24 protein-coding genes are annotated in these 22,858 nt (G+C 45.5%); 22 read left to right on the top strand and 2 right to left on the bottom strand.

The features are described from left to right. Nucleotides 1–11: 11 nt before the first annotated feature. Entirely contained in the window at nt 12–1,052 is a 1,041-nt protein-coding gene (locus ABCW45_RS02775) for an amidoligase family protein (protein ID WP_343220213.1), read from the top strand. Nucleotides 1,053–1,065: 13 nt separating this feature from the next. Next, complete coding sequence (locus ABCW45_RS02770; RefSeq protein WP_343220212.1) at nt 1,066–1,578, top strand: gamma-glutamylcyclotransferase family protein; 513 nt, start codon at nt 1,066–1,068, stop codon at nt 1,576–1,578. 26 nt (nt 1,579–1,604) lie between these two features. On the opposite strand, the gene ABCW45_RS02765 is transcribed toward ABCW45_RS02770, so the two are convergent. Continuing rightward, nucleotides 1,605–1,940, bottom strand: coding sequence for a helix-turn-helix domain-containing protein (locus tag ABCW45_RS02765; protein ID WP_343220211.1), 336 nt, complete (start codon nt 1,938–1,940; stop codon nt 1,605–1,607). A 126-nt stretch (nt 1,941–2,066) separates the two neighbouring features. On the opposite strand from ABCW45_RS02765, the gene ABCW45_RS02760 reads away from it, so the two are divergent. From ABCW45_RS02760 to ABCW45_RS02705, 12 genes are all read left to right on the top strand, one after another. Continuing rightward, nucleotides 2,067–2,627 carry an SLOG family protein gene (locus ABCW45_RS02760; protein WP_343220210.1) on the top strand — a complete coding sequence of 187 codons (561 nt, stop codon included), beginning with the start codon at nt 2,067–2,069 and terminating at the stop codon, nt 2,625–2,627. Nucleotides 2,628–2,679: 52 nt separating this feature from the next. Continuing rightward, complete coding sequence (locus tag ABCW45_RS02755; protein ID WP_343220209.1) at nt 2,680–3,702, top strand: C40 family peptidase; 1,023 nt, start codon at nt 2,680–2,682, stop codon at nt 3,700–3,702. Continuing rightward, nucleotides 3,638–4,306, top strand: a complete 669-nt coding sequence (locus ABCW45_RS02750; RefSeq protein WP_343220208.1) for a DUF6329 domain-containing protein — start codon at nt 3,638–3,640, stop codon at nt 4,304–4,306. The genes ABCW45_RS02755 and ABCW45_RS02750 overlap by 65 nt, the downstream gene beginning before the upstream one ends. A 15-nt stretch (nt 4,307–4,321) precedes the next feature. Continuing rightward, nucleotides 4,322–4,582 carry a DUF6103 family protein gene (locus tag ABCW45_RS02745; protein ID WP_343220207.1) on the top strand — a complete coding sequence of 87 codons (261 nt, stop codon included), beginning with the start codon at nt 4,322–4,324 and terminating at the stop codon, nt 4,580–4,582. A gap of 435 nt (nt 4,583–5,017) precedes the next feature. Further along, nucleotides 5,018–5,431 (top strand): ribbon-helix-helix domain-containing protein, encoded by a 414-nt coding sequence (locus ABCW45_RS02740; protein ID WP_343220206.1) that lies wholly within the window; start codon nt 5,018–5,020, stop codon nt 5,429–5,431. A gap of 84 nt (nt 5,432–5,515) precedes the next feature. Continuing rightward, complete coding sequence (locus ABCW45_RS02735; RefSeq protein WP_343220205.1) at nt 5,516–5,803, top strand: hypothetical protein; 288 nt, start codon at nt 5,516–5,518, stop codon at nt 5,801–5,803. A 59-nt stretch (nt 5,804–5,862) separates the two neighbouring features. Then, the gene (mobP3, locus tag ABCW45_RS02730; protein ID WP_343220204.1) at nt 5,863–8,712 is read left to right on the top strand and encodes a MobP3 family relaxase; all 2,850 of its coding nucleotides are present in this window, start codon (nt 5,863–5,865) and stop codon (nt 8,710–8,712) included. A 14-nt stretch (nt 8,713–8,726) separates the two neighbouring features. Beyond that, entirely contained in the window at nt 8,727–9,665 is a 939-nt protein-coding gene (locus tag ABCW45_RS02725; RefSeq protein WP_343220203.1) for a DUF3991 and toprim domain-containing protein, read from the top strand. 12 nt (nt 9,666–9,677) lie between these two features. After that, nucleotides 9,678–11,492 (top strand): VirD4-like conjugal transfer protein, CD1115 family, encoded by a 1,815-nt coding sequence (locus tag ABCW45_RS02720; protein WP_343220202.1) that lies wholly within the window; start codon nt 9,678–9,680, stop codon nt 11,490–11,492. A 14-nt stretch (nt 11,493–11,506) separates the two neighbouring features. After that, on the top strand, nt 11,507–11,770 hold the full coding sequence (locus ABCW45_RS02715) for a helix-turn-helix domain-containing protein (RefSeq protein ID WP_343220201.1): 264 nt from the start codon (nt 11,507–11,509) through the stop codon (nt 11,768–11,770). Between the two features lie 257 nt (nt 11,771–12,027). Next, complete coding sequence (locus tag ABCW45_RS02710) at nt 12,028–13,341, top strand: hypothetical protein (protein ID WP_343220200.1); 1,314 nt, start codon at nt 12,028–12,030, stop codon at nt 13,339–13,341. 21 nt (nt 13,342–13,362) lie between these two features. Then, nucleotides 13,363–14,457, top strand: a complete 1,095-nt coding sequence (locus ABCW45_RS02705; protein WP_343220199.1) for a hypothetical protein — start codon at nt 13,363–13,365, stop codon at nt 14,455–14,457. 205 nt (nt 14,458–14,662) lie between these two features. Here the strand turns inward: ABCW45_RS02705 and ABCW45_RS02700 are convergent, their stop codons facing one another. Further along, nucleotides 14,663–14,998 (bottom strand): helix-turn-helix domain-containing protein, encoded by a 336-nt coding sequence (locus ABCW45_RS02700; protein ID WP_343220198.1) that lies wholly within the window; start codon nt 14,996–14,998, stop codon nt 14,663–14,665. A gap of 1,102 nt (nt 14,999–16,100) precedes the next feature. Here ABCW45_RS02700 and ABCW45_RS02695 point away from each other — a divergent pair. From ABCW45_RS02695 to ABCW45_RS02660, 8 genes are all read left to right on the top strand, one after another. Further along, nucleotides 16,101–16,550, top strand: a complete 450-nt coding sequence (locus ABCW45_RS02695; protein ID WP_343220197.1) for a sigma-70 RNA polymerase sigma factor region 4 domain-containing protein — start codon at nt 16,101–16,103, stop codon at nt 16,548–16,550. 599 nt (nt 16,551–17,149) lie between these two features. Next, nucleotides 17,150–17,545, top strand: coding sequence for a hypothetical protein (locus ABCW45_RS02690; protein WP_343220196.1), 396 nt, complete (start codon nt 17,150–17,152; stop codon nt 17,543–17,545). A 12-nt stretch (nt 17,546–17,557) separates the two neighbouring features. Further along, nucleotides 17,558–17,917 carry a type II toxin-antitoxin system PemK/MazF family toxin gene (locus tag ABCW45_RS02685; RefSeq protein WP_343220195.1) on the top strand — a complete coding sequence of 120 codons (360 nt, stop codon included), beginning with the start codon at nt 17,558–17,560 and terminating at the stop codon, nt 17,915–17,917. Between the two features lie 32 nt (nt 17,918–17,949). Next, nucleotides 17,950–18,327, top strand: coding sequence for a recombinase family protein (locus ABCW45_RS02680; RefSeq protein WP_343220194.1), 378 nt, complete (start codon nt 17,950–17,952; stop codon nt 18,325–18,327). After that, complete coding sequence (locus ABCW45_RS02675; protein WP_343220193.1) at nt 18,327–18,488, top strand: SHOCT domain-containing protein; 162 nt, start codon at nt 18,327–18,329, stop codon at nt 18,486–18,488. The genes ABCW45_RS02680 and ABCW45_RS02675 overlap by 1 nt, the downstream gene beginning before the upstream one ends. A gap of 78 nt (nt 18,489–18,566) precedes the next feature. Continuing rightward, complete coding sequence (locus ABCW45_RS02670) at nt 18,567–20,159, top strand: recombinase family protein (RefSeq protein WP_343220192.1); 1,593 nt, start codon at nt 18,567–18,569, stop codon at nt 20,157–20,159. 3 nt (nt 20,160–20,162) lie between these two features. Further along, nucleotides 20,163–21,059 carry a recombinase family protein gene (locus ABCW45_RS02665; RefSeq protein WP_343220190.1) on the top strand — a complete coding sequence of 299 codons (897 nt, stop codon included), beginning with the start codon at nt 20,163–20,165 and terminating at the stop codon, nt 21,057–21,059. Then, entirely contained in the window at nt 21,060–22,700 is a 1,641-nt protein-coding gene (locus tag ABCW45_RS02660) for a recombinase family protein (protein ID WP_343220189.1), read from the top strand. It begins immediately after the preceding gene. The last annotated feature ends 158 nt before the right edge of the window (nt 22,701–22,858 follow it).

Raw genomic sequence — 22,858 nt, 5'->3', positions numbered from 1 at the left:
GGTGACGGCCTATGGATCTCAGGGAGCAGCGGTTTGGGATTGAAATTGAAATGACCGGCATTACAAGAGAAAAAGCGGCAGAGGTAACAGCAGAATATTTCGGAACACGGACGCATTATGTCGGAACCTACTATGACACCTATGCGGCCATCGACAATCAGGGACGGCAGTGGAAGTTTATGAGTGATGCCAGTATCACAGCACAGCGGAAAGTAGATGGACGGAGAGTGAATGCGGGAAATGAATATCGTACAGAAATGGTCAGTCCAATCTGTACCTATGAGGATATCGTACCGATACAGGAAATCATTCGGAAGTTGAAAGAATACGGAGCTATCACAAATAAAAGCTGCGGTATCCATGTGCATATCGACGCCTCTCCCTTTGATGCAAAAAAGCTGCGGAATATTACCAACATCATGGCTGCCAAAGAGGATCTAATCTATAAAGCACTGAATGTATCTGTAGATCGCCAACACCGCTGGTGCAGGCCGGTGGATCAGAGATTTTTGGAAGAACTCAATCGTCGGCGTCCGGCTTCCATGCAGGACGTGGAACGGATCTGGTATGACGGACCAAGCCGCAGCTACGAGCATTATGATGACAGCCGGTATCACTGTCTGAATCTTCATTCTGTTTTTCAGAAAGGAACGGTGGAGTTTCGCCTGTTTAACGGGACGCTCCATGCAGGAAAGATCAAAGCGTACATCCAGTTTTGTCTGGCGATTGGTGCTCAGGCACTCAACCAAAACTGTGCCAGCCGTCAGAAAACACAGACCACCAATGAAAAATACACGTTTCGCACCTGGCTGCTCAGGCTTGGACTGAATGGCGATGAGTTCGCAACCGCCAGACAGCATCTGCTTGCAAATCTGGACGGTTGCATTGCATGGCGAGATCCGGCGCAGGCAGAAGCACAAAAAGAACGGATGCGGCAGAAAAAAGAAAAAGAACGGCAGCAAGCCGAACAATTGTCGGAACCGCCTGCCCGTGAGCAGGAACATGAGACAGTCGAGGAAGAAATATCCCCGGCTTTTTGTATGCATATGTAAAGGAGGAAACCGGATGAACAGAAAATCAACTTTGTATATTGCCTATGGCAGTAACCTGAATCTGCCGCAGATGGCGAATCGATGTCCGACTGCGGAAGTGGTGGGGGCAAGTCAGTTAAAAGATTATGAACTCCTGTTTCGCGGCAGCCGCCGAAGTGCCGTGGCTACGGTGGAACCGAAAGAAGGCAGTACGGTGCCTGTGCTTCTTTGGAAAATTCAAGAGAGAGATGAAGCCTTTCTCGACCGTTATGAAGGCTATCCCCGTCTCTATGATAAGCAGATGATGGATGTGGAACTGGATGGAAAACCTGTGTCTGCGATGGTGTATATCATGACTCCGGGGCATGAATTCGGAATCCCCTCTGACTATTATGTGGATACCATTTGGCAGGGATACGAGTCTGCCGGATTTGATACGCAGATTTTAGAGGATGCCGTAGAAAAAGCGATTGAACTGACAAGGTATCAGGAACAACAGGAAGCGACGGAACAGACATCCTTGTTTGGAATGGGCGGAATCAAATAAAACAGCCGTACCCGGACGGATACGGCTTAATTCTCAGAGAGACGTATGGACTTCACATAGGCTGCCAGCAGTTCCTCCACATGAGGAAGATATTTGGGATCAAGCCCTGAAAGAAGTTCCGCTACCCTCATATAGTCAAATGTGTCAGCAGTGCCAAACAGGATATAGTCGGCAGAAAGACCGAGAACCTTGCAAAGCTTCATCAATGTGGAAGCTGAGAAACCCTTTATTCCAAGCTCTACATCCGATAAAAAGGATGGTGACATTTCCGCCTGTTCCGCAACGTACTCCCTGCTGTAGCCTAACATTTCACGCTTTTCACGGATACGCTTTCCAATACTGCTGTCATAGTTTTTCCTCATGGTTTCACCGCCTTCATCCTCAATAACAATAGTTTATCCTACTCAATAGCATATAAACATCATCAATAGAGTTGAGTAAAACACCTCAAAAGAGTATAATAAGTATCAGCAATACAGGATGGAGGAATGAGAAAGATGAAAGAAAATGGGGTCTGCTGTTTTACCGGCCATCGCCCGATGAAGCTCCCGTTCGGGCTGGATGAGTCACATCCGAAATGTAATCAGCTGAAAAGCATTCTGCGGGCAGAGATAGAACGGTTGATTACAGAGCATCGTGTGTGCCGGTTTATTACCGGAATGGCACTTGGGATTGACCAAATTTGTGCGGAAATCGTGTTGGATTTGAAAAAGGAGTATCCACAGATTATGCTGGAATGCGCCATTCCATATGAAGGGCAGGCCATTCAGTGGTCAGTGGAACAAAGGGAACGCTACTTTGGTATTCTTGAAAAATGCGATGAGGAAACCATGCTGCAGACCAGATACACGAAAGACTGTATGCAGAAACGAAACCGATATATGGTGGATCACAGCAATCATGTTCTGGCCGTGTGGGACGGTTCCTTTCGCAGCGGAAGCGGTCAGACCGTCCGCTATGCACAGAAGATGGGAAAAATAATTACCATAATTCGACCGGACACATTGGAAATCACCAGAGAAAAACAAACAAATAAGGCAAACGAATAAGGCTCCTTTTTTCGGGGCTTTGTTTGTGATGTCCCGAAAGGAGGAATCGCCTATGGCAGCACCGGCGGCTGTGCTTGCAGTAAAAGCGGCACTTGTCGCAACAACCGATCAGAGAGCCAGAACCGCTGTCCTTTCCGTGGTGGCGGCTGTGCTGACTCCCTTTATTTTGATTATCGTGGTTCTGCTGTGTACCTTGTCGGGTACCGCAAACCACAACAATGCCGCTGTGGATCTGACATTCCACGGCGGCTATTTATCTTCCGAGATGCCTGCAGAGTACCGGATGTATATTGAAAAAATGCGGGAAAGCTTTGCCGACTTGGACGAGGTGCTGACCGAGATCAATGGCATGTGTGAGGATGGGACGGTAGATGATTACCGGGTAAAGGCCATTTTTTATGCTCTGTTCTTCGGCGCGGATCAGCCCGGAATGAACGATGAGGATTACAGAACTTTCGCAGACTGCTTTGTAACCTATGAGGAACGGCAGGATGAGGACGGAAACACGTATACCGTGGCAGTACCGATTACAAATTTAGAAACCATATACAGCAACTTGGAGTCTGTGTTAAATCGGGTAATTACACCGGAAGATAAGAGCAACGCACAGCGGATTTATACACAGGCAAAGTACGGCTCTGCGGGAGGCGGTGAAGGCGGAAACGGTCTGCCGCCCGGAATTGCAATGGGAGACGGCAGCTTTAAAGCACTTATGGAGGAAGCCACAAAGTATATCGGATGGCCGTATGTGTGGGGCGGCAGTTCCCCAAGTACCAGCTTTGACTGCAGCGGCTATGTGTGTTGGGTATATACTCAGTCCGGTGTTTATAACCTCCCCCGCACGACAGCTCAGGGAATCTTTGATCAGTGTTCTGTTGTTTCCCGTGAGGAAGCCAAGCCCGGTGACTTGATATTTTTCACAGGAACCTATGCTTCCGGAAGCCCTGTCAGCCATATTGGGATTTATGTAGGGGAAAATCAGATGTTGCATTGCGGAGATCCGATCGGTTATGCAAACATTGATTCGGCCTATTGGTCAAGTCATTTTTATGCGATGGGCAGACTGCCCGGTTAGGAGGATGTACATGAAAAGTGCTTTTGAACACAAGCCAGAATTGAGATTATCTGAATTTGTGATTGAAAAAACAGTCCGGATTTCTGATGAAAGTTTTGAAAGAATGCTGCGCCGCCCGATGGACGGGCGGCCATTCATTGCGGAAAATATTGATTTGATGTATCAGGATGACGATGACGTGTTCCATTGCATTCTGGTGACCGGAGAGAATCGGACGGATGGGATACTGGTGGAAAGTGAGGGATACGGCTATGCCCGATACGCATCCTATATACCGGAAATTTCTGCATTGGGTTACCCTTCCTTGGCCGCATGGAATCGAAAATTGATGTCCGCCGCAGACCTGATTGTGGAAGCCGGCATCAACCGGAGTGAAAGCAGTAAATGGAGATTGACCTATGAAGAACTGGAAAAGCAGACCGGACTGTGCTTAAAGGAACAGCCCTTTTGGGGAGAAATGCTGCGGGATATGCTGTTGTGTGACAGCGGGGCAGTATCGGAATTGTGCTTGGGAGACGATGCCCTGGAGGTGGTATACAATCCGGATTTCTATCTGTGTGGTTCAGAAGCGCAGGCCGTGTCCAACACTAAATTACAATTCTAAAAGGAGGAATCGTTCATGAAGAATGCAACTTTGACTGTCACATTCAATGCAGAAAAACTGGATGCCCTGGAGTTTCATATGAGCAGAAAGGATACAGATCTGCAGGAAGAACTCAATGATACGGTCCAGAAACTTTATGAAAAATATGTGCCGCAGGCAACCCGTGAATATCTGGATGATAAAATATCCCGTGAGCCAAAGGTACGGGAGCGGCCGCGGCGTCCGACCCGTGCCGCAGCTTCTTCCGAAGGTTCCATCCATCAGGAGGAATCATAGGATACCGTACAGTTCAAAGAATGAGGCGGCATTTATCACCGGACAAAAGAAGCTGCCATGCACTCGCCCCGTGTTGCCCCCTGTGTGCCCTTGTGTGGGCTTTTGTGGGAGGGGGTGGCATTTGTATACCCTTGCAGGTGCTTTGAGGACTGTCGGGCGAATGTGAGCGAAGTCCGGAAAATACAGGAAAGTTGTGGATAAGAGCCGATTGCGGCGGGAAGATTGCAAGGTCGAAACGTGTGCAGGTTAAAGGGCGGGTGGCTTTGAAAAGCCCCCTCGCCCGATTTACACCGCCCGGCAAAGCCGTGCGGGGATTTCTTCTGCCACCCAGAAAATTCTGTTTCTAAAATTCGGGTGGCATCTTTTACCGAGTAACAGGAAAACAGGAGGTTTTACAGGTGGCATCCCGTAAAAACAGCAGGAAAGGAGGACTTTATGGGAGGAAATGCAGAAAAGACCAAGTTCTCCATTCGGGTAGACACAGACCTGGTGGAATTGGCAGATACCTATATCCGGAGTTCCACGGTAAAAAACCGTACAGAACTGATTGAGGATGCTCTGCGGTTTTATCTTGGTTTTCTCACAGCTCAAAAGGCAGAAGATTATTTGCTGCAGTCGTTGTCATCTGTGATGACGGGAACTGTGCAGGACAGTGAAAACAGACTGGCTCGAATGGATTTTAAAATTGCGGTGGAGTTGTCCAAGCTGTCGCAGGTGATTGCGTATTCTCATGACATTGATGAGGATGCATTGAAACGTTTGCATCTGAAATGCCTGGAGGAAGTCCGACGCATCAATGGTGCCATTGATTTTGAAAGTGCATATAAATACCAGAAGCGCAAAACCTAAAGAGTGAAAAATCTTTGTTGGTTTTGGATATGGATTGTTTCTGGTGATTCGGATATGGTTTGTAAAAAGGAGTTGATACACAGTATGGATCAAAAAGACATTTTGGAAACCGTCATCTGTGAGATGACAGAACGCGCATTGGCGATACGGAGGGAGACATGCGAAGAAGCGGAACAGCAGCTCTACAAAAAAGCATCCGCCCTCTCCAAGCAGAAACAGGAAGTGCTTCTAAAACTCACACCGGAGGAACGTCAGGCGGTGGAAGATTATATTGTCACAATCAATTTAATCGCACAGCATGAGTGTGAGTACCTCTATGTGCAGGGTGCAAAGGACTGCGTAGAGTTATTAAAGAAACTCGGTGTGCTGTAACGGATTGCAAAGGAAGGTCTGCTGCGGCAGATCTTTTTTGTTTGTAGAGGGATGGTGCTATGCCCAAAATTATTTTTACTTCCCGCTATCTGCGTGACGCACCTCCGGAGCAATTAGAAAACTATGTTCGATACATCGGAACCCGTGAGGGTGTGGAAAAAATGGATGAAAGCAAGAGGCATCTGCCTGCGACCATTCATCAGAAAGAGTTTATCAGACAATTAATCCGTGATATTCCGCAGGCAAAAGAAATGCTGGAGTATGCGGATTTTTTATTGCGTCCAACCATCGGGAATGCATCGGAACTGATCTCCTGCGCATTGGAACAACATCTGGATCTGGTTGCAAAGCGGGAAAACTATGTGGATTATATTTCCAATCGGCCCCGTGTGGAGCGCATCGGAGAACACGGTCTGTTTACAGACGCAGGAAAAGCGGTGGTGCTGCGGCAGGTACAGGAAGAAGTGATGCGGCATAAAGGTCCGGTCTGGACACATGTGGTCTCTCTGCGGCGGGAGGATGCGGCACGGCTCGGATATGACAGTGCAGAACAGTGGATGGCATTGCTGCGTTCCAAACGGGCTATGCTGTGCAGGCATATGAAGATCGACAGCACCAATCTGAGATGGTATGCAGCTTTTCACAATGAGAGTCACCACCCACACGTGCATCTGATGGTTTACTCTGCAAAAGACAATGACGGGTATCTTACCAAACAATCCATCGAAGCAATGCGGTCAGAATTGGCACATGATATTTTCCGTCAGGACTTTGCTCATATTTATGAGGAACAAAATCAGGCGCGCGCAGATTTGAAATCCCAAGCAGAAGAAGTCATGCGGCAGATGACAGACGCTCTGCGTGCCGGAACAACCGTAAATCCTGTCATAGAAAAAAAGATAGTTCAGTTGTCCAAGCGCTTGCAAAATACCACTGGGAAAAAAGTATATGGCTATCTCAAACGGGATGTAAAAAGCCTGATCGATGAGATTGTGGATGAGCTTGTAAAGGACAGCCGTGTGGATGCGCTCTATCAGGCATGGGGAAAATGGCAGAACGAAATCCTGCTGACTTACCAAACGCAGGGGTCTTCCCTGCCTCCCCTGTCTCAGCAGAAAGTGTTTAAAAGTATTAAGAACATGGTTATTGCAGAAGCAATGCAGCTTGCAGGTCAGAACTTTATATTTGAAGATGAAGCGATGACGGAATCCACCGGAGAACCGGAAATGATACTGCAAGAAGCAATGCCAAGCATGGATGCTGTTCCGGAACAGTATGAACCGTATCCGGAGCAAGGAAATCACAAAAATCGTGACGCCGGATGGTGGAGCAAAGAGTATAAACAGGCACGGAAATATTTATATGGCGATGATTCCACCCCACAGGATTTTGTAAAGGCGTTTCATATGTTCCGGCAGGAAGCGGAAAAAGGCAACGGATTTGCGATGCATGATCTGGGACGGATGTGCGCTGACGGGTTAGGATGTGAAATCAATCCGGAGTTGTCACAGGAGTGGTATGCAAAAGCATTGTCTGCATTCCATGCAGCGGAACAGAGCGTTCAGCCAAAGCAGCGCCCCTATCTTTGGTATCGCATCGGGAAAATGTATGCAGCGGGGCTTGGTACGGAACAAAATTATGAAACCGCAGCCGAATGGTTCTCGCAGGCGGTTGCAGCCGACCATAAGTATGCCCAGTATTCTCTTGCCGGTTTGTATTACCGCGGACAAGGTGTGGAGCAAAGCTATGAACAGGCGTTTCACTTGTACTGCCGCTCTGCGGAACAAGGGAATCCTTACGCAGATTATGAAACAGCAAAAATGTATCGGGACGGGATCGGAACAACGGTACAGCCGAAACAGGCGGAACAGTCTTTCCAATCCGCTTTTCGTGGTTTTACCGCTTTGGAAAAGCAAAGTCATGACGATAAACTGCAGTACCGTTTGGGACAAATGCTGCATACGGGAACCGGAACGGAAAAAGATGAGAAAGCTGCGGCAGAGTATTGGGAAAAGGCCGCAAAGCTCGGAAATGTCCATGCTCAGTATGCTTTGGCAAAGCTGTGGCTGGAAACAAACAACGGAGATGTATCCAAAGCACTGCAATGGTTAACAAAAGCGGCGGATGGCGGTCATGCGCAGGCCCAATACACATTGGGAAAATGTTATCGGGACGGGATTCATGTAGACAAAAGTATAGAGCAGGCAGTACATCTGTTTTTATTATCTGCAGAACAAAACAATGCGTATGCAGCATACCAGCTTGGCAAGTTGTATCTTGCCGGAGAAGGAATTCCAAAAGATGCAGAGCAGGCGGTAAAGTGGTTGAAGTGTGCTGCAGAACAGAGAAATGCCTATGCCCAATATACGTTAGGAAAACTTTATCTCTGCGGGGAAGATGTGCCGCGGGATATTGAAAAAGCACTGGATTACTTGAAAGCGTCCGCGGAGCAGAAGAACGAGTATGCGTCCTATCAGCTTGGAAAATTGTATCTTACCGGAGAAGTGGTTCCAAAAGATGTGGAAACTGCGGTACGCTATCTGGAAACATCCGCAGGAAACGGAAATCAGTTTGCCCAATATGCACTGGGGAAGCTGTACCTGCAGGGAAAGGACGTTCCCCGTGACAAAGAAAAAGCGGTGCGTTATCTGGAAGCATCCGCCGCACAGGGAAATCTGTATGCCAAGTTTCTGCTGGAACATTTGGACTCTTTTCGAGATCCGTCTACGTTTCTTGCGGCTACCCGTTTACTGCATCGTCTTGAAAGTCTGTTCCGTGAGGATTATCGCAAAACAACCGGCGGCACTTCTTACTTGATTGACCGCAAGCGCAGACGCAAGCTGGCTGAGAAAAAACAGGCACAGGGACATAAACGGGATGACTATGAACCCATTCGGCAGATTTATTGACAGGAGGTGTGTAAATGCCGGGATATGTTTATTTTACAGAAGAACAAAAACAGCGGGCCAATGCCGTGGATCTGGAGGACTTCCTTGTCCGGCAGGGAGAAAAGCTGCTTCGTTCCGGCAGAGAAAAGCGGCTTGCCGGTGATCACAGTATCACCATACGCGGAAATCGATGGTATGACCATGCAACAGAAAAAGGAGGTTTTGCAATTGATTTTGTCCGGACGTATTATAATCAGAGTTTTCCGGAGGCGGTCACGATGCTGCTTGGCGGAGAGCAGGGACAGGTCTATCGGGAGAGCAAACCACAGGAGCAGGAGCCGGCAAAGCCGTTTGTGTTGCCGGAAGCACATACCGATATGCACCGGGTGTTTGCTTACCTGATTAAGACACGGTGTCTGGATCGCGGAGTCGTGGCAGAATTTGCAAAGGCGAAGATGCTCTATGAGGATGCCAAATATCACAATGCGGTATTTGTGGGATATGATGCAGAAGGAATCCCCCGTCATGCGCATAAGCGCGGAACGTATACCAACGGTGATGCGTTCAAAGGAAATGTGGACAGCTGTGATCCGCGGTACAGTTTTCATTGGATCGGGCAAAGCGATACGGTGTATGTATTTGAAGCGCCGATTGATATGCTTTCGTTTCTTTCCCTCTACCGGCAGAACTGGAAACAGCACAGCTATGTGGCACTTTGCGGTGTAGCAGAGCATGCATTGATGCGGTTGCTGACAGACGCACCGCATGTGAATAAAATTGCCTTGTGTCTGGATAACGATAAAGCGGGCGTACAGGCACGGGAGCGCATACAAAAACATCTTACAGAGCGAGGATACCAAAATGTATTCTCGCTCTTTTCAAATTTGAAAGACTGGAATGAAGATCTGCAGGCATTGAGCAAGCCTCCGCCGGAGCCGGCAGAGGAACAACAGCCGGTCATGCAGATGGGATGAAAGGAGGCCGTCATGCAGACACATCAGATTGTATTATTCGTGTGCATTGGGCTTGGTATGTTCGCTGTGATTGGCGGTCTCGCACTGCTGTCCAATTACTATACGCTCAACGGGATCAAGTCACGGACGGTTGGAGACGGGCAGCACGGAACCGCACGGTTTGCCACTGAAAAAGAAATCCGGGAAACGTATGCTCATATCCCCTATCAGCCTGAAAAATGGAGGAAAGGAGAATCGCTTCCGGCAGAACAGGGATTGGTGGTCGGATACAAAAAGAAAGGCGGAGCGGTTACCGCACTGGTAGACAGCGGAGACATCCACTGCCTGATGATCGGTGCGGCCGGTGTTGGTAAGACCGCTAATTTTCTGTACCCCAATATTGAGTATGCCTGTGCATCCGGCATGAGTTTTCTGACCACAGACACGAAAGGCGATTTGTTCCGAAACTATGCCGGAATTGCGAAAAAGTATTACGGATATAAAATCTCTGTTCTGGATTTGAGAAATCCTACCCGCTCGGATGGAAATAACATTCTGACACTGGTCAACAAGTACATGGATGAATACCTGAAGGATAACCACAATCTTGCAGCAAAAGCGAAAGCGGAAAAATACGCAAAGATTACTGCGAAAACCATCATCTGTTCCGATGGTGCGTCTGCCAGCAGCTATGGGCAGAATGCATTTTTTTATGATGCGGCGGAAGGGCTGCTGGCATCCGTAATCCTGTTGATTGCGGAATATTGTGAGCAGGAGAAACGCCATATCATATCCGTGTTTAAATTGATTCAGGATCTGCTGGCTCCATCCCCTGTGAAGAACCGAAGCCTGTTTCAGCTTTTGATGGATAAGCTACCGCCAACACATAAGGCAAAATGGTTTGCCGGAGCTGCGCTCAACAGTGCGGATCAGGCAATGGCGTCTGTGCTTTCCACTGCAATGTCCCGCTTGAATGCGTTTCTGGACAGTGAGATGGAACAAATCCTCTGCTTTGACAGTTCTCTGGATACGGAAACATTCTGTAAAGAAAAATCCGCAATTTTTATTGTTCTTCCGGAGGAAGATAATACAAAGTATTTTATGGTGTCGCTGTTTCTGCAGCAATTGTATCGTGAAATGCTGACCATCGCTGACGAACATGGCGGGAAGCTGCCGAACCGTGTGATGATGTTTGCGGATGAGATTGGTACGATCCCCAAAATTGAATCAATGGAGATGATGTTCTCTGCAGGACGTTCCAGACGGATCAGCATGGTTCCCATTATCCAGAGCTTTGCACAGCTGGAAAAGAATTACGGAAAGGAAGGCTCCAGCATCATCATTGATAACTGTCAGGACATTCTGTTTGGCGGATTTGCGCCGAATTCGGAAAGTGCGGAGATTTTATCGAAAGCACTTGGAAACCGGACCGTTCTGTCCGGCTCCATCTCCAGAGGGAAGAACGATCCGAGCCAGAGCCTGCAGATGATGAGCCGTCCTCTAATGTCACCGGACGAATTGAAAACACTTCCAAAGGGACATTTTATCCTTGCAAAAACGGGAAACTGTCCTATGCAGACACAGCTTCCTCTGTTTCTTAAATGGGGGATTCAGTTTGGCGATGCGTATGAGGTGCCGGAGCAGGCTACCAGAAGTGTGAAATACGCAGATCGCTTTGAACTGGAGCAGGAGATTGTACGGCGCAGAGATGCGGAAGATGATGAATGGGAAGAACCGCCAATGTCTGATGCTGATGGAACACGCAAGGGCGGTCAGCAGCAGTCACAAGTGCAGACGGCGAGAGAACACAGTAGCATACCAAGACGTCCTCCGTTGCGAACCGATTAGGAGGTGATCTGTGTATGGGGTATTTTTCTAATATTTATAAAGCAGAACTGCCCCATCGTGCCAAAACCGTGTACATGTATTTGAAAGACCGGAGCAACGCACAGGGACAGTGCTATCCGGCGATCGGTACCATCGCAAAGGAACTGCATCTGTCCCGGCGCACGGTGGAACGTGCGATTCAGGATTTGATCACAGCTGGGTTCTTAAAAAAGGAACAACGCTGGCGAGAGAACGGCGGCAGGAGCAGTCTGCTGTTTACCCTGACAGACTGCAATTAAAAAATAGCGCCACCAAGGGGAAGGTTTGTCCTCTTGGTGGCATATGGATTATGTCACTGCGGCGTATGCAGAAGGGATCACCTGAAGAAATACGGACAGGCAGAGAAAGTGATATAGAGTCATATCACATGATGTTTGTGGCAAAGGCGTACACTGGATTCTATGTTACAGTATCGTTGTTTTTTTAGAGAACTATTGAAAAAAGAAAAGTGGAGTGATATAATTAAACCAATCTATAAGTGATTGGAGGGATTGATATGTTTGTTGGTCAGATTCTACAAGCAAGGGTTCAGCCTATATTGGGAAATAGACAATTGTTCGGTCAAGTTAAGGTGTTTTCTGAGGCCATAGTGCAAGGGACAACTTTGCGGGAAGATAAAGTCGAAATAGGCACGAACTTTTCGCAAGATGTTGACATCGGTCTGTATCGACCAAATGGAAATCAGATGCGGATACTTTCGTCAGTTTCTTGTACGAAAGTTGAATCAGATGAAAAACTGCAGAATGAATTACTGCCTCCATCAGAACAATCCTCATATACTGAAAAAGATGCATTGATAAATCAGTACATGAAACAGTCTCGTATTGAGGGGTATTTTGAGGGGGATACATTTGTACGTACTTCTACTGATCCTGTTAAATTAATTTTAAAGGATCAAATTTCAGAGCAAGAATTGGAAAGTTTAAAAAGTGAACTTGTTGAAAAAGGGCTTGGAAACGAGATTGACTGGCATAAGGTAGCAAGTGATTTGTCAAGTATGAATGTTGGCTTTGACAACATTGAAAATTTTGAGAAAAAAACGGACTATCTGGCATCCCGATATGCAGTTTTGAAAGATCGTATTCAAACACAATTTACTGGAGATAAGCAGGAAACGGAATTACAGAAACTGGAACAACTTTATACTGACGCAAAAGAAGAAATGGCAAATTCCTTTGCTGAGAGTATAGGTGGATTTTATGAAAGTCTCGGACAATCTGGTACAATTGATGAAATGCGCAATAGCGTTTTGGCTGTGATTGATGGAAAAGCGAAAGAATATGCTAATTATCTCAGACAAAACGATATTTATGCAAAGATAGATGAGCCAGATGACCAATGGCTGAAACAGGATGATGCCTATATGGCTGCCCAATTGCGTGAAAGCGTTTTATCAGTGCAAAATGATACTCAAACAGAAAGTATTAATTCACAAGCACCATACAGTGAAAAAGACTTAACATATGCAGGTATCTATGCAAGAGATTTATTGCAACAATTGGAAAAACCTCAATGGGATACCTTTACATTAAAAGAAAATGACAGTGATTTGGGTAAATATCTAGCAGAACAGTATAAGACGGTTTCAGATGAGATTGACAATGCCGGAATCAGCGATAAATTATCGAATATGCTCAAAAATTCATTTGAACCATTCATTGAAAAATTTATGAATGCTTTAGATGCAAAAATTGATCAGAATCGGCAACGTGTTGCTGAAAATTTATGGCAGACTGGATTAATCAGAACAGACTATATTGATAGAAGTAGTGTTTATGATGCTTTTCAAAATGCTATTGTTGGTATGTAAGAAGAGGGAGGAAAATGAAGTATGAAAAAAATCAGTAGTCTTTTGTGTGCTTTAGCATTGATGGTTAGCTGTTTTTCAGTCAGTGCTTATGCGGCTGAAAATAATCCAATGCCAGAAGTAGAGGCAACGGAGGCACAAGATGTTGGTATGCAGTCTCTAACAATGGATGAGGCTGAAGTAATGCCGTCACAGAAATTTAATGATTTAGAAAATTTGTCAAATACGAATCGACTTACGGATTCGCTTTCTGGCGTTCCGGAAAGTGCACTTAATGCAAGAGAAAATTGGGCAATTAATGATCCAGTATTTGTTGGTAATGGTACATTAACAGATTCGTTTGATATTTATGTGGTGACATTAACTTCAAAGCAGCTGTCTTTCTTGAAGCTCAACTCTGCTAATTCAAATCTAATGGCAGTTCTCTATTATGTGGACAACGGTATGTTGGGTGATTCTACTGGTTGGGGTGTATACGCTAATGGTGGAGAGAACTATATTAACATTCCGGCTGGACAGTATGCAATTGTAATCGGTTCATCTACTGGAACTGAAAAAGGAGATTACCAGTTGATGTGGAATTGCTCAAATCCATCTGGTGCTACAAGTATCGTTGATGCAACTGATGATTTGTCGCGAGTAGTATTGTATTATGATAACAGTACGATTTTGAGCAATGGACAAAATATTTTAACAGATCTGAAATGGGAAGAACACGAAACGTGGTATATGCCTCTTGGATATTCTGCCCGTGATATGTCAATGGATTTAATTGAAGCGAAAGGTGTATATTTAGGTTCTTTCTCTAGTAGTGCGCCATATTCAGCACCTAATGCCTTATTAGTTGAGATAAACCGTGGAACGTGGTTATACACAAATAGTTATTACAGTAACGATACGGGTGATGTAACTCACATAATTAATTGGTATGATCCTTCAGGAATGAAAACTCCTCGAACTTTTGGTGAGGGTCTTTATGATTTTTCCTATGGTCCTAGTTATATTGTGATTGATTTGGATACGTTCCAGGTTTGCGAATTTTTAAGTGCTTTTAACTATCACTATACACAAGATGGTGGTCGTACATTTACTTTAACAAATTTACGACAGTTGGGGTAAATAAAAAAGAAATTTTTTATTTGGATTGATTAGATATCTAATATGGAATGGAGGCTTGAATTTTATGATTCAAGCCTCCATTTTTTTCTTTGTCAAGTATTGAGGTAAAACATTTTTAGATATTTACAAAATATAAGTTAGCATATAAAAACATCTATAGAAGGAGAAAGGATAACTGCCACCTTTTTCGTAAAATTGTAGTTACTTATTTATTGTTTAGCATCACTTGAATTGCTGCACGGATAACATCTTTATCACGATTATTCAAGCACATAAATTGACGTAAAAGTTGTTGATCTTCACTGTCAATATGTTGAATCTGTGGATGTAGGATGGCATCACCGGGAATGTTTAATGTGTCAACGAGACGTAAAAGATTATCAAGACTTGGACGCTTTTCCTCGTTCTCCAAAGCCATAAGGAATCGAGAAGTAATCCCAACCTTTTCCGCAACATCCTCTTGTGTTCTTTTTGCATCTATACGGTATTTTTTGAAAATAGGCCCCATATAGGAAATATCCTTTTTTTCTGTTTCAGCCATTATCAGTTCACCTCCAATATCATTTTACAGTTCGGGTATTAAGATGTGAACGTTGTGATAGTTCGTGTTTAACACGAACTTTTATTGCGCTTTTATTAAAAGAAAAATTTTCTGTAAATATGAGTGAGGAATTTGAACATCTTTCTTTTTTTATCCTAAAATTGGTTTAAGTGCAAGAGATGTTATTATTTTGCATTGAGGAACATTTCGGAATAAAATTTGAGGAAACATCTCTTACAAATCCTTCTTTTTGCACCTTGTCTGGTCTTGAAAAAGCAATATGAAAGTCGCAATCTTTAAATTAAATAGTAGAAAATGAGTATATGTATAAAAGGGTGGAGTCTTTTAATATAAATTAGAAGTCTCCATCCTTTTATTTCTTGAATTTACCCCTTTAGGATAATGAAACCGATGAGCTGATTAATGCAGGACGAGATTGACACAATCAATCTACAAATTAAAAAATGGATAAAAATAGACATAGTTTGAATATTACGTTGAAAATGTACCCCTGTTCCGGAAGAACAGATACCGTAAGTCCGTCAATGTCCAGAATTACGGTATATATCAAAACGGAATTGCAGTACTGTGCTTTGAATATTCAATAGTTTACAAACTTCTGGTAGAATGAAGTTGAACACATCATCCGAACAATCTGCTATGACTAGTGATGCTGCTACTGTCACGTTGTTCAACTAATTATGATATTGTTATGTGACTTTGGAGTAATAAAATCAATATTTAAGTTAAAGAATATCTTTGACGATTTATGTCAGTACATAGAATGCTTCTTCTGACTTCGTTGAGGAGGGAGGGGTGTTTTTATGTGTTGGGATACTATGTTGCTGATCCGAAGCAGCACCATTTATTGAAACCGGATATCAATGTAATGGTGACCGCTTAAAAAAAGCGTATCTCTGCAACCGGGATATTCCGGACAACAAGAGGAACAATCAGAACATGAAAAATACGAATTGAGCGTCTGCATAGACTTTTATGTCTATGCAGGCGCTTTTTTGCGTTCCGGCAGAACTTTATGCCACTGCCGGAGTCCACCGCTTGTCCTTCGTTTTCGCATGAATTCGAAAAGGAGGACAAGCCTATGGCAAAGCCATATAAAATCCCGGATTTCAGAAAATTGTATCCGGAAGCCAGCGAAGAAGTAATCGCTGTTTTAAGAATGACAGAACGGAAGATGCAGTATCAGGAGTATGACTTGAAAACAGAAAGAACCGTAATCGATCAAAAAACACAGACCGTTCGGATAATCCCAAGCCGTGAGGATTCTTATGAACGCCTGCTGGAACAGGAAGTGCAGTTTGAGGGGGAGAATCAGACAGAGGAATCGGTCATCCGGAATATGCAGCTTGAACAACTGTATACAGCCCTTTCCCTGCTCTCTGAAGATGAACAATATCTCATTAGACAACTGTTTTTTGAGGAACGGACGGAACGTGATCTGGCGGAAGAATTGAAGATCTATCATAATGCGGTTCACAAGCGGAAAAACCGTATCCTGAAAAAACTCAAAAATATTTTAGAAAATTTGTAATCCGGGGTGTGCAAAGATTTCCGCCAACGTGGAAGTAAGTGAGAGGACTTATTCTCTCATCTGTTCTTTGAAAAATACTGCCATCAGGCAGTCATATCCGGCAGCACAGATACATTAGCTGTTCAGCCCAAAAGGAAAAGCACTGGAAGGATACGCGGGGACCGCCTGCAGATGGAGTACACCTGTCAATACGATCACATCAGAGGCGCAGAGCGAGAAATATCCGTTCCAAAGCAGCCTGCGGTGGGCTGCCCTGCCATGACCTGAACAGCCTACAATGATACTTCCGTCCAGTCACAGCCCCGTGAAAAGCGGGATCACGCAATGAGGGCGGCTCGGAGAGATCCTCGGAGGGGTGAGAATCCCATGACGGTCCCTGACCAAGACCGGTCTGTGTCTGCCGCCCAGTGATGCATCGCATCCGGCTTCGGGGAGTAGTGTCGAATAGAAGCCAGAGAAAACGAAGAACAAGTCGTTTTTCATAACAGAAACTACGGCGGCAGTTCCCTGTCTTCCTGATGATACAGGCATTGTAATGAATCGGAACTGCCGCTGTCCTTGTGTTATGAAACTGGGCAAAAATAAAGGAGGAAAACAGTATGAATCAGAAAGAAAAGCAAATGGTGGAACGGATCATGGATACGGAAGCAATCGGGTATGCCTATTTGTATCCTGCAGCCGGAGGGGAGCGCAAAGAGTATTTGATTTCAACCACACCGGAAAATCTCGCAAATTTTGTCGGCGGCCATTTCATGGATGCCCGGCAGATGATAGTAACGGATATGCTGGATCGGCTGATCTTGGATACGGCAGGTGGATTTTTGAATCGGTGTCCGAATCAGAATCTCTGCCGTGAAATCTTAAAATCTCTTGCCCCGATCCAGATGGGAGAAGCAGAGCCGGGAGAAATCCTTGCCGTAGACAGAGACACAGCAGATGAATATTTTATGGAAGAAGATCAGGCAGTCACAATGGCGGAGATTTCTATGCAGTAAGAGGTGGTACAGATGCAGATAAGAAAAGGTGATATTTTCTATGCGGACCTCTCCCCGGTTATCGGGTGCGAGCAGGGCGGCATCCGTCCGGTTTTGATCGTTCAGAATAATACCGGCAATAAATACAGCCCGACCGTGATCGTGGCTGCGATTACCGGACGCAGGTTCAAGCATCCTCTGCCCACTCATGTGGCTTTGTATCACGTCAAAGGGCTTCGGTACGGATCGGTCGTACTGCTGGAACAGATACGGACCATTGACATTTCGAGACTAAGAGAGTACCTCGGAAGAATCAACCGAAAGGAAATGGCAGAGGTGGAGCAGTCTTTGGCAATCAGTTTTGGAATGGAGCAGCGATTAAGAGAAAAATAAGCACGAGATATCAACAGTCAGGAGGGATGGTTATGCATCAGGAACCAAAAGCATGGATTTACTGCCGTATTGATGCACCGGAAGATGTGCATGGCATGTTGAAAGTACAGAGGAAACAGCTGATGGATTATGCGGAGCAGATGGGATTTCAGGTGAAGGGCTCTTCCACCGATCTGGCAGCCGGAAACAGTGACATTCTCCCCGGATGGGAATACTTTTTGAAAACCGCCCCTTTGCAGCAGGTGGAAGTTTTACTGGTACATAACCTGTCACGGATTCATCGGGATACCTGTCAGGCACTGAGGATACTGGAACAACTTCAAAAGATGGGGATTGCGGTTTATTCCCCGCTGGAGGGGAAACTGAATTTCGGATTCCAGCGTATCATCGGAAGAATGGAGGGTATATAGTGAGTGAACAGAGAGAAACCAGAGAAATGCAGTATCAACTGTCCAGAAAACTGCTGGATCTGATGCTGAAAAACGGCTTTTTGGAGCCGGAGGAATATGCAAAAATTGATACCCTGAACCGGTCAACATTTTCTCCGGAACTGGCAGAAGTATATGCGTAAAAACACTGGATATCTGAAAAAAGGTGTGGTATTGTGTTGTGCTGACAGGAGGGAATGCTCCTGAGAAAGGAGAAAGCTATGGGCAAGAAGATTACAAAAATAGAGCCTGTGAAGCAAAAACAGGCCGCAGAATATGCCGCTCTCAAACGGGTATGCGCCTACTGCCGTGTCAGCACCGGTAGTGCAGAACAGAAAAATTCCTTTGAAGCACAGGTACAGTACTACACCCGATTTATTGAGGAAAAGCCGAATTGGATATTGGTTGGAATCTATGCGGATGAAGCACGAAGCGGTACAAAAGTGAAAAGTCGTGACAGATTCCAACAGATGATACAGGACTGCAGGCAAGGAAAAATTGACCTCATCCTGACCAAGTCCGTCACCCGCTTCGCAAGAAATACGGTGGACAGTATCCATACCATCCGTATGCTGAAAGAACTTGGCGTAGAGGTCTACTTTGAGAAAGAACGAGTCGGTACGCTGTCTCAGAAAAGTGAACAGCTGCTGACTATCCTAAGTTCCATCGCACAGGGCGAGTCAGAGAGTATCTCTACAAACAGCAGGTGGTCTATCACCCGGCGGTTTCAGAACGGGACATTCACAATAGGCTCTCCGGCTTACGGATACCAAAACGATGAAAACGGCAACTTGATTATTCAGCCGGAGGAAGCTGTAATCGTCCGCAGAATTTTTGATGAATATCTCGGTGGAAAAGGTTCCTATGCGATTGCAAAAGAACTGCAGGCAGAAGGAGTTCCTACCATCCGGACAGCGAAGTTATGGCAGGATAGTGTAATAAAAGGCATTTTGCAGAATCCCGTATATGAGGGAGATCTGCTCTACCAGAAAACATATACAACAGAAGGTGTCCCATTCACGAAAAAACATAATCACGGAGAACTGCCAAAGTATCTGGTATCGGATAATCATGAACCGATCATCAGCAGAGAAGAAGCGGAGGCGGTACGTCAGATTTATGAATATCGCAGGCAGAAACACCACATGGATAATGTAGAGATTTATCAAAGCCGTTATGCGTTCAGCAGTCGGATCATCTGTGGAGAGTGCGGCAGTACATTCCGCCGGCAAAAAATCTATATCGGCAAGCCATATGAAAAGATTCAGTGGAGCTGCCGTCAACATATCACAGATATTACAAAGTGCAGGCAGAAACCAATTCGGGAAGATGTGATTCGGCAAATGTTTGTGAATATGTGGAACAAGCTTGCCGGGCATGCGGAAGATGTCCTGCTTCCCCTGCTTGCGGTACTGAAGGCGGTGCCAAACGATATGGAACAAGAGCAGGAACTGCTCACATTGGAAAACAGAATACAGGATCTGAAACAGCAGAGCCATTGGTTGCAGAAAGTCCTCTCGGACGGCGACATAGGCTCTGCTGTTTTTATAGAACGCCGGAATCAGCTGGATACCGAGCTGGAAGAAATCAGCCGCAGGAAGCAGTTCCTAAAAGAACAGAACCTGATGGAACAGGAAATCGCACAGACCGAGTATCTGTTGACGGTCTTCCGTACCCGGCCGGTTATCATAGAAGAATTCGATGAAGAATTGTTCCGACTGATTGTTGAAAGAATCAGAGTGTATCCCAACAGGCTGTGCTTTGAACTGAAAAACGGGCTGGAACTGGAAGAACACTATAGAAAGGAAGTGTAATCAATGCAGAGATATGTACCATTTGGGTATCAGATTCAAAACGGCAAAGCCAAGATCGAGCCTGAGACCGCAGAATTCGTGCGGGAGATTTTCATCATATACTTGGCAGGTACTTCCACATATCGAATCGCAAAAAATTTTACACAGCGGGGAATCTTAAATGCAAGTCATAAACCCTCTTGGAACCACGGATCTATCGGAAAGATTCTGGAGAACCAAAAATATCTGGGAGACGAGTTCTACCCTCCCCTGATTGAACAAAGTATATTTGAACAGGTACAGAGCAGACGAAAACAACGCGTGAAAGACCTGGGCAGAGCCGCCCAACTGAACAGCTTTGCGAATCAAAGCGTCTGGAGCAGCCTGCTGGTCTGCGGAGAATGCGGGCAGCCTTATCGCAAATACACAGAGAAAGGAAAACCCCCGAAGTGGAGGTGCAAACATTACATCTATTGTAACCGTGTACACTGCCGTAACCGATTTTTAAGCGAAGAACAATTGGAACAGGCATTTGTGCGGGTGATCAATCAGGTAATCGGAAACCCTGCCTATCTGAATCCGGACTTTAAGGAATTACCGCTGACGGAAAGCATAGCCGAGCGAAAGCTGACTGTCCAAATCAACCGTCTGCTGGCAGAACCGAGTTGTGATGCACAGGAGGTCAAACAGCTGGTATTCCAGAGGGCTGCGGAACAATATCGGAATATCCGCATCGATGACAGAGCCTATCAGAATGAAAAAACAGCAGATGCTCTGAATGGCGTCGGAATACAGACTGCATGTGACCTGATACTGCTGGAGAAAACCATAGGAAAAATTGTGGTACAAAAACATACCGGTCTGGAGTTTTATCTGAAAAACGGCCGGAGCATTACCATACCGATAAAGGAGGAAACATAAATGGCACAGGCAAAAAAGAACATATCGGTCATTCCGGCCGCGGGAACCTATGACCGCCATATCCGACCACAGATGAAAGCCTTGCGTGTAGCTGCATACTGCCGTGTCAGCACCCTGCAGGAACAACAGGAAAGCAGCTATGAGGCACAGGTCAGCTACTATACAGAGAAGATACGAGGAAATCCCAACTGGAAACTGGCGGGCATCTACGCCGATGACGGAAAAAGCGCGACCAGCACGAAAAAACGCTCGGATTTTCAGGCAATGATCGATGACTGTATGGCGGGAAAAATTGATATGGTATTGACCAAGTCCATCAGCCGCTTCGCCCGCAACACAGTGGATGCACTGATCAATATCCGCAAATTGAAAGAAAAGAACATCGCGGTATTCTTTGAAAAGGAAAGCATTAATACGCTGGAAGGAAGCGGCGAACTGCTCCTGACCATACTGAGCAGTCAGGCACAGGAAGAAAGCAGGAATGTCAGTGAGAACTGCCACTGGGGAATCGTCCGGAAATTCGAGGATGGCAAGGTGATCGTCAATCACAGCAAGTTTATGGGCTACACCAAAGACGAGGATGGAAACCTTGTAATCGTGCTGGAAGAAGCGGAAGTGGTGCGCAGAATCTTCCGACTGTTTCTGGAGGGCAACAGCAGCTACCGGATCAAAAGGATTCTGGAAGCAGATGGCGTCAAAACCGCAACTGGGCAGACAACATGGTATGCAACCACCATAGACAAGATGCTTTCAAATGAAAAATATATGGGAGATGCCCTGCTGCAGAAAACCTATACCGTGGATTTCCTGACCAAGAAGAAAGTGAAGAATCGAGGGATTGTGCCGCAATATTACATTGAAGATGATCATGAGCCTATCATTCCCAAAGAGTTGTTCCATCGGGTACAGGAGGAAAAAGCACGCAGAGCTAGCATCTACCGTCCGGCATCCCGCAAAAAGGATGCACCACAGAAAGGAAAATACAGTTCCAAATATGTGCTGTCAGATATTATGGTCTGCGCGGAATGCGGTCAGCCTTACCGCAGGCAGGTATGGTCAAAGTATGGACAGAAACAGGCGGTTTGGCGCTGTGACAACCGTTTAAAGCACGGTTCCAAGAGGTGCAAACATTCCCCTACCCTCAAAGAAAAAACGATCCATGAAGCGATTATGACAGCCATCGGCAGCGTGGTGGAAGATCAGGGAGAATTCGTGCAGGCGTTCCGTGAAAATGTAATCCGAGTCATCGGCAGCTACTCCGCATCTGCAGAGCCGACAGAATATGCTAAGCAAATCGAAGCATTGCAACAGAAAATGTTGAAGCTGATCGAAGAAAGTGCCGGAAAGCAGGCCGCAGATGAGGACTTTGATAAAGAATACCGTGTGATTGCAGACCGGATGAAAGAACTGAAAAAACAGAAGGCGAAGAAACTCAAGGAATGCCAACTAGCGGATGCTTATGGACAGCGCGTGAAAGATATGGAGCAGTATACTCGTAAGATTGGCTACTTGAAACGGGAATTTGATGATGAACTGGTACGGCGGCTTTTGAAAACGGTACGAGTTATAAATGAGAATAAAATCGAGCTACAGTTCCAATCAGGAATAGTGATTACACAAAGCATTGATTTCAATGTATAAGCAGTGGCAGGAACTGAAGGATAGTTCCTGCCATACAAAACTGATAAGAATAAAATCCTCAGAGAGACTGAGGATTTTATTGTTGGCAGTTACAGTGACATATAGAAAACACTTGTTTATTCTGATATAATATTTTAAAAGAATGGCATTTTTGAAAA

The sequence above is a fragment of the Pilosibacter fragilis genome (genome assembly GCF_032490495.1).
GTDB classification, from domain to species: domain Bacteria; phylum Bacillota; class Clostridia; order Lachnospirales; family Lachnospiraceae; genus Pilosibacter; species Pilosibacter fragilis.
Note: the sequence above shows the minus strand (reverse complement) of the source record. Positions and strands in the feature narration are given on the sequence as shown.

Bases quoted from the DNA above. Each gene is read 5' to 3' on its own strand.
- ABCW45_RS02775 (WP_343220213.1), top strand. From the start codon at position 12: ATGGATCTCAGGGAGCAGCGGTTTGGGATTGAAATTGAAATGACCGGC.
- ABCW45_RS02770 (WP_343220212.1), top strand. From the start codon at position 1,066: ATGAACAGAAAATCAACTTTGTATATTGCCTATGGCAGTAACCTGAAT.
- ABCW45_RS02765 (WP_343220211.1), bottom strand. From the start codon at position 1,940: ATGAGGAAAAACTATGACAGCAGTATTGGAAAGCGTATCCGTGAAAAG.
- ABCW45_RS02760 (WP_343220210.1), top strand. From the start codon at position 2,067: ATGAGAAAGATGAAAGAAAATGGGGTCTGCTGTTTTACCGGCCATCGC.
- ABCW45_RS02755 (WP_343220209.1), top strand. From the start codon at position 2,680: ATGGCAGCACCGGCGGCTGTGCTTGCAGTAAAAGCGGCACTTGTCGCA.
- ABCW45_RS02750 (WP_343220208.1), top strand. From the start codon at position 3,638: ATGCAAACATTGATTCGGCCTATTGGTCAAGTCATTTTTATGCGATGG.
- ABCW45_RS02745 (WP_343220207.1), top strand. From the start codon at position 4,322: ATGAAGAATGCAACTTTGACTGTCACATTCAATGCAGAAAAACTGGAT.
- ABCW45_RS02740 (WP_343220206.1), top strand. From the start codon at position 5,018: ATGGGAGGAAATGCAGAAAAGACCAAGTTCTCCATTCGGGTAGACACA.
- ABCW45_RS02735 (WP_343220205.1), top strand. From the start codon at position 5,516: ATGGATCAAAAAGACATTTTGGAAACCGTCATCTGTGAGATGACAGAA.
- mobP3 (WP_343220204.1), top strand. From the start codon at position 5,863: ATGCCCAAAATTATTTTTACTTCCCGCTATCTGCGTGACGCACCTCCG.
- ABCW45_RS02725 (WP_343220203.1), top strand. From the start codon at position 8,727: ATGCCGGGATATGTTTATTTTACAGAAGAACAAAAACAGCGGGCCAAT.
- ABCW45_RS02720 (WP_343220202.1), top strand. From the start codon at position 9,678: ATGCAGACACATCAGATTGTATTATTCGTGTGCATTGGGCTTGGTATG.
- ABCW45_RS02715 (WP_343220201.1), top strand. From the start codon at position 11,507: ATGGGGTATTTTTCTAATATTTATAAAGCAGAACTGCCCCATCGTGCC.
- ABCW45_RS02710 (WP_343220200.1), top strand. From the start codon at position 12,028: ATGTTTGTTGGTCAGATTCTACAAGCAAGGGTTCAGCCTATATTGGGA.
- ABCW45_RS02705 (WP_343220199.1), top strand. From the start codon at position 13,363: ATGAAAAAAATCAGTAGTCTTTTGTGTGCTTTAGCATTGATGGTTAGC.
- ABCW45_RS02700 (WP_343220198.1), bottom strand. From the start codon at position 14,998: ATGGCTGAAACAGAAAAAAAGGATATTTCCTATATGGGGCCTATTTTC.
- ABCW45_RS02695 (WP_343220197.1), top strand. From the start codon at position 16,101: ATGGCAAAGCCATATAAAATCCCGGATTTCAGAAAATTGTATCCGGAA.
- ABCW45_RS02690 (WP_343220196.1), top strand. From the start codon at position 17,150: ATGAATCAGAAAGAAAAGCAAATGGTGGAACGGATCATGGATACGGAA.
- ABCW45_RS02685 (WP_343220195.1), top strand. From the start codon at position 17,558: ATGCAGATAAGAAAAGGTGATATTTTCTATGCGGACCTCTCCCCGGTT.
- ABCW45_RS02680 (WP_343220194.1), top strand. From the start codon at position 17,950: ATGCATCAGGAACCAAAAGCATGGATTTACTGCCGTATTGATGCACCG.
- ABCW45_RS02670 (WP_343220192.1), top strand. From the start codon at position 18,567: ATGGGCAAGAAGATTACAAAAATAGAGCCTGTGAAGCAAAAACAGGCC.
- ABCW45_RS02665 (WP_343220190.1), top strand. From the start codon at position 20,163: ATGCAGAGATATGTACCATTTGGGTATCAGATTCAAAACGGCAAAGCC.
- ABCW45_RS02660 (WP_343220189.1), top strand. From the start codon at position 21,060: ATGGCACAGGCAAAAAAGAACATATCGGTCATTCCGGCCGCGGGAACC.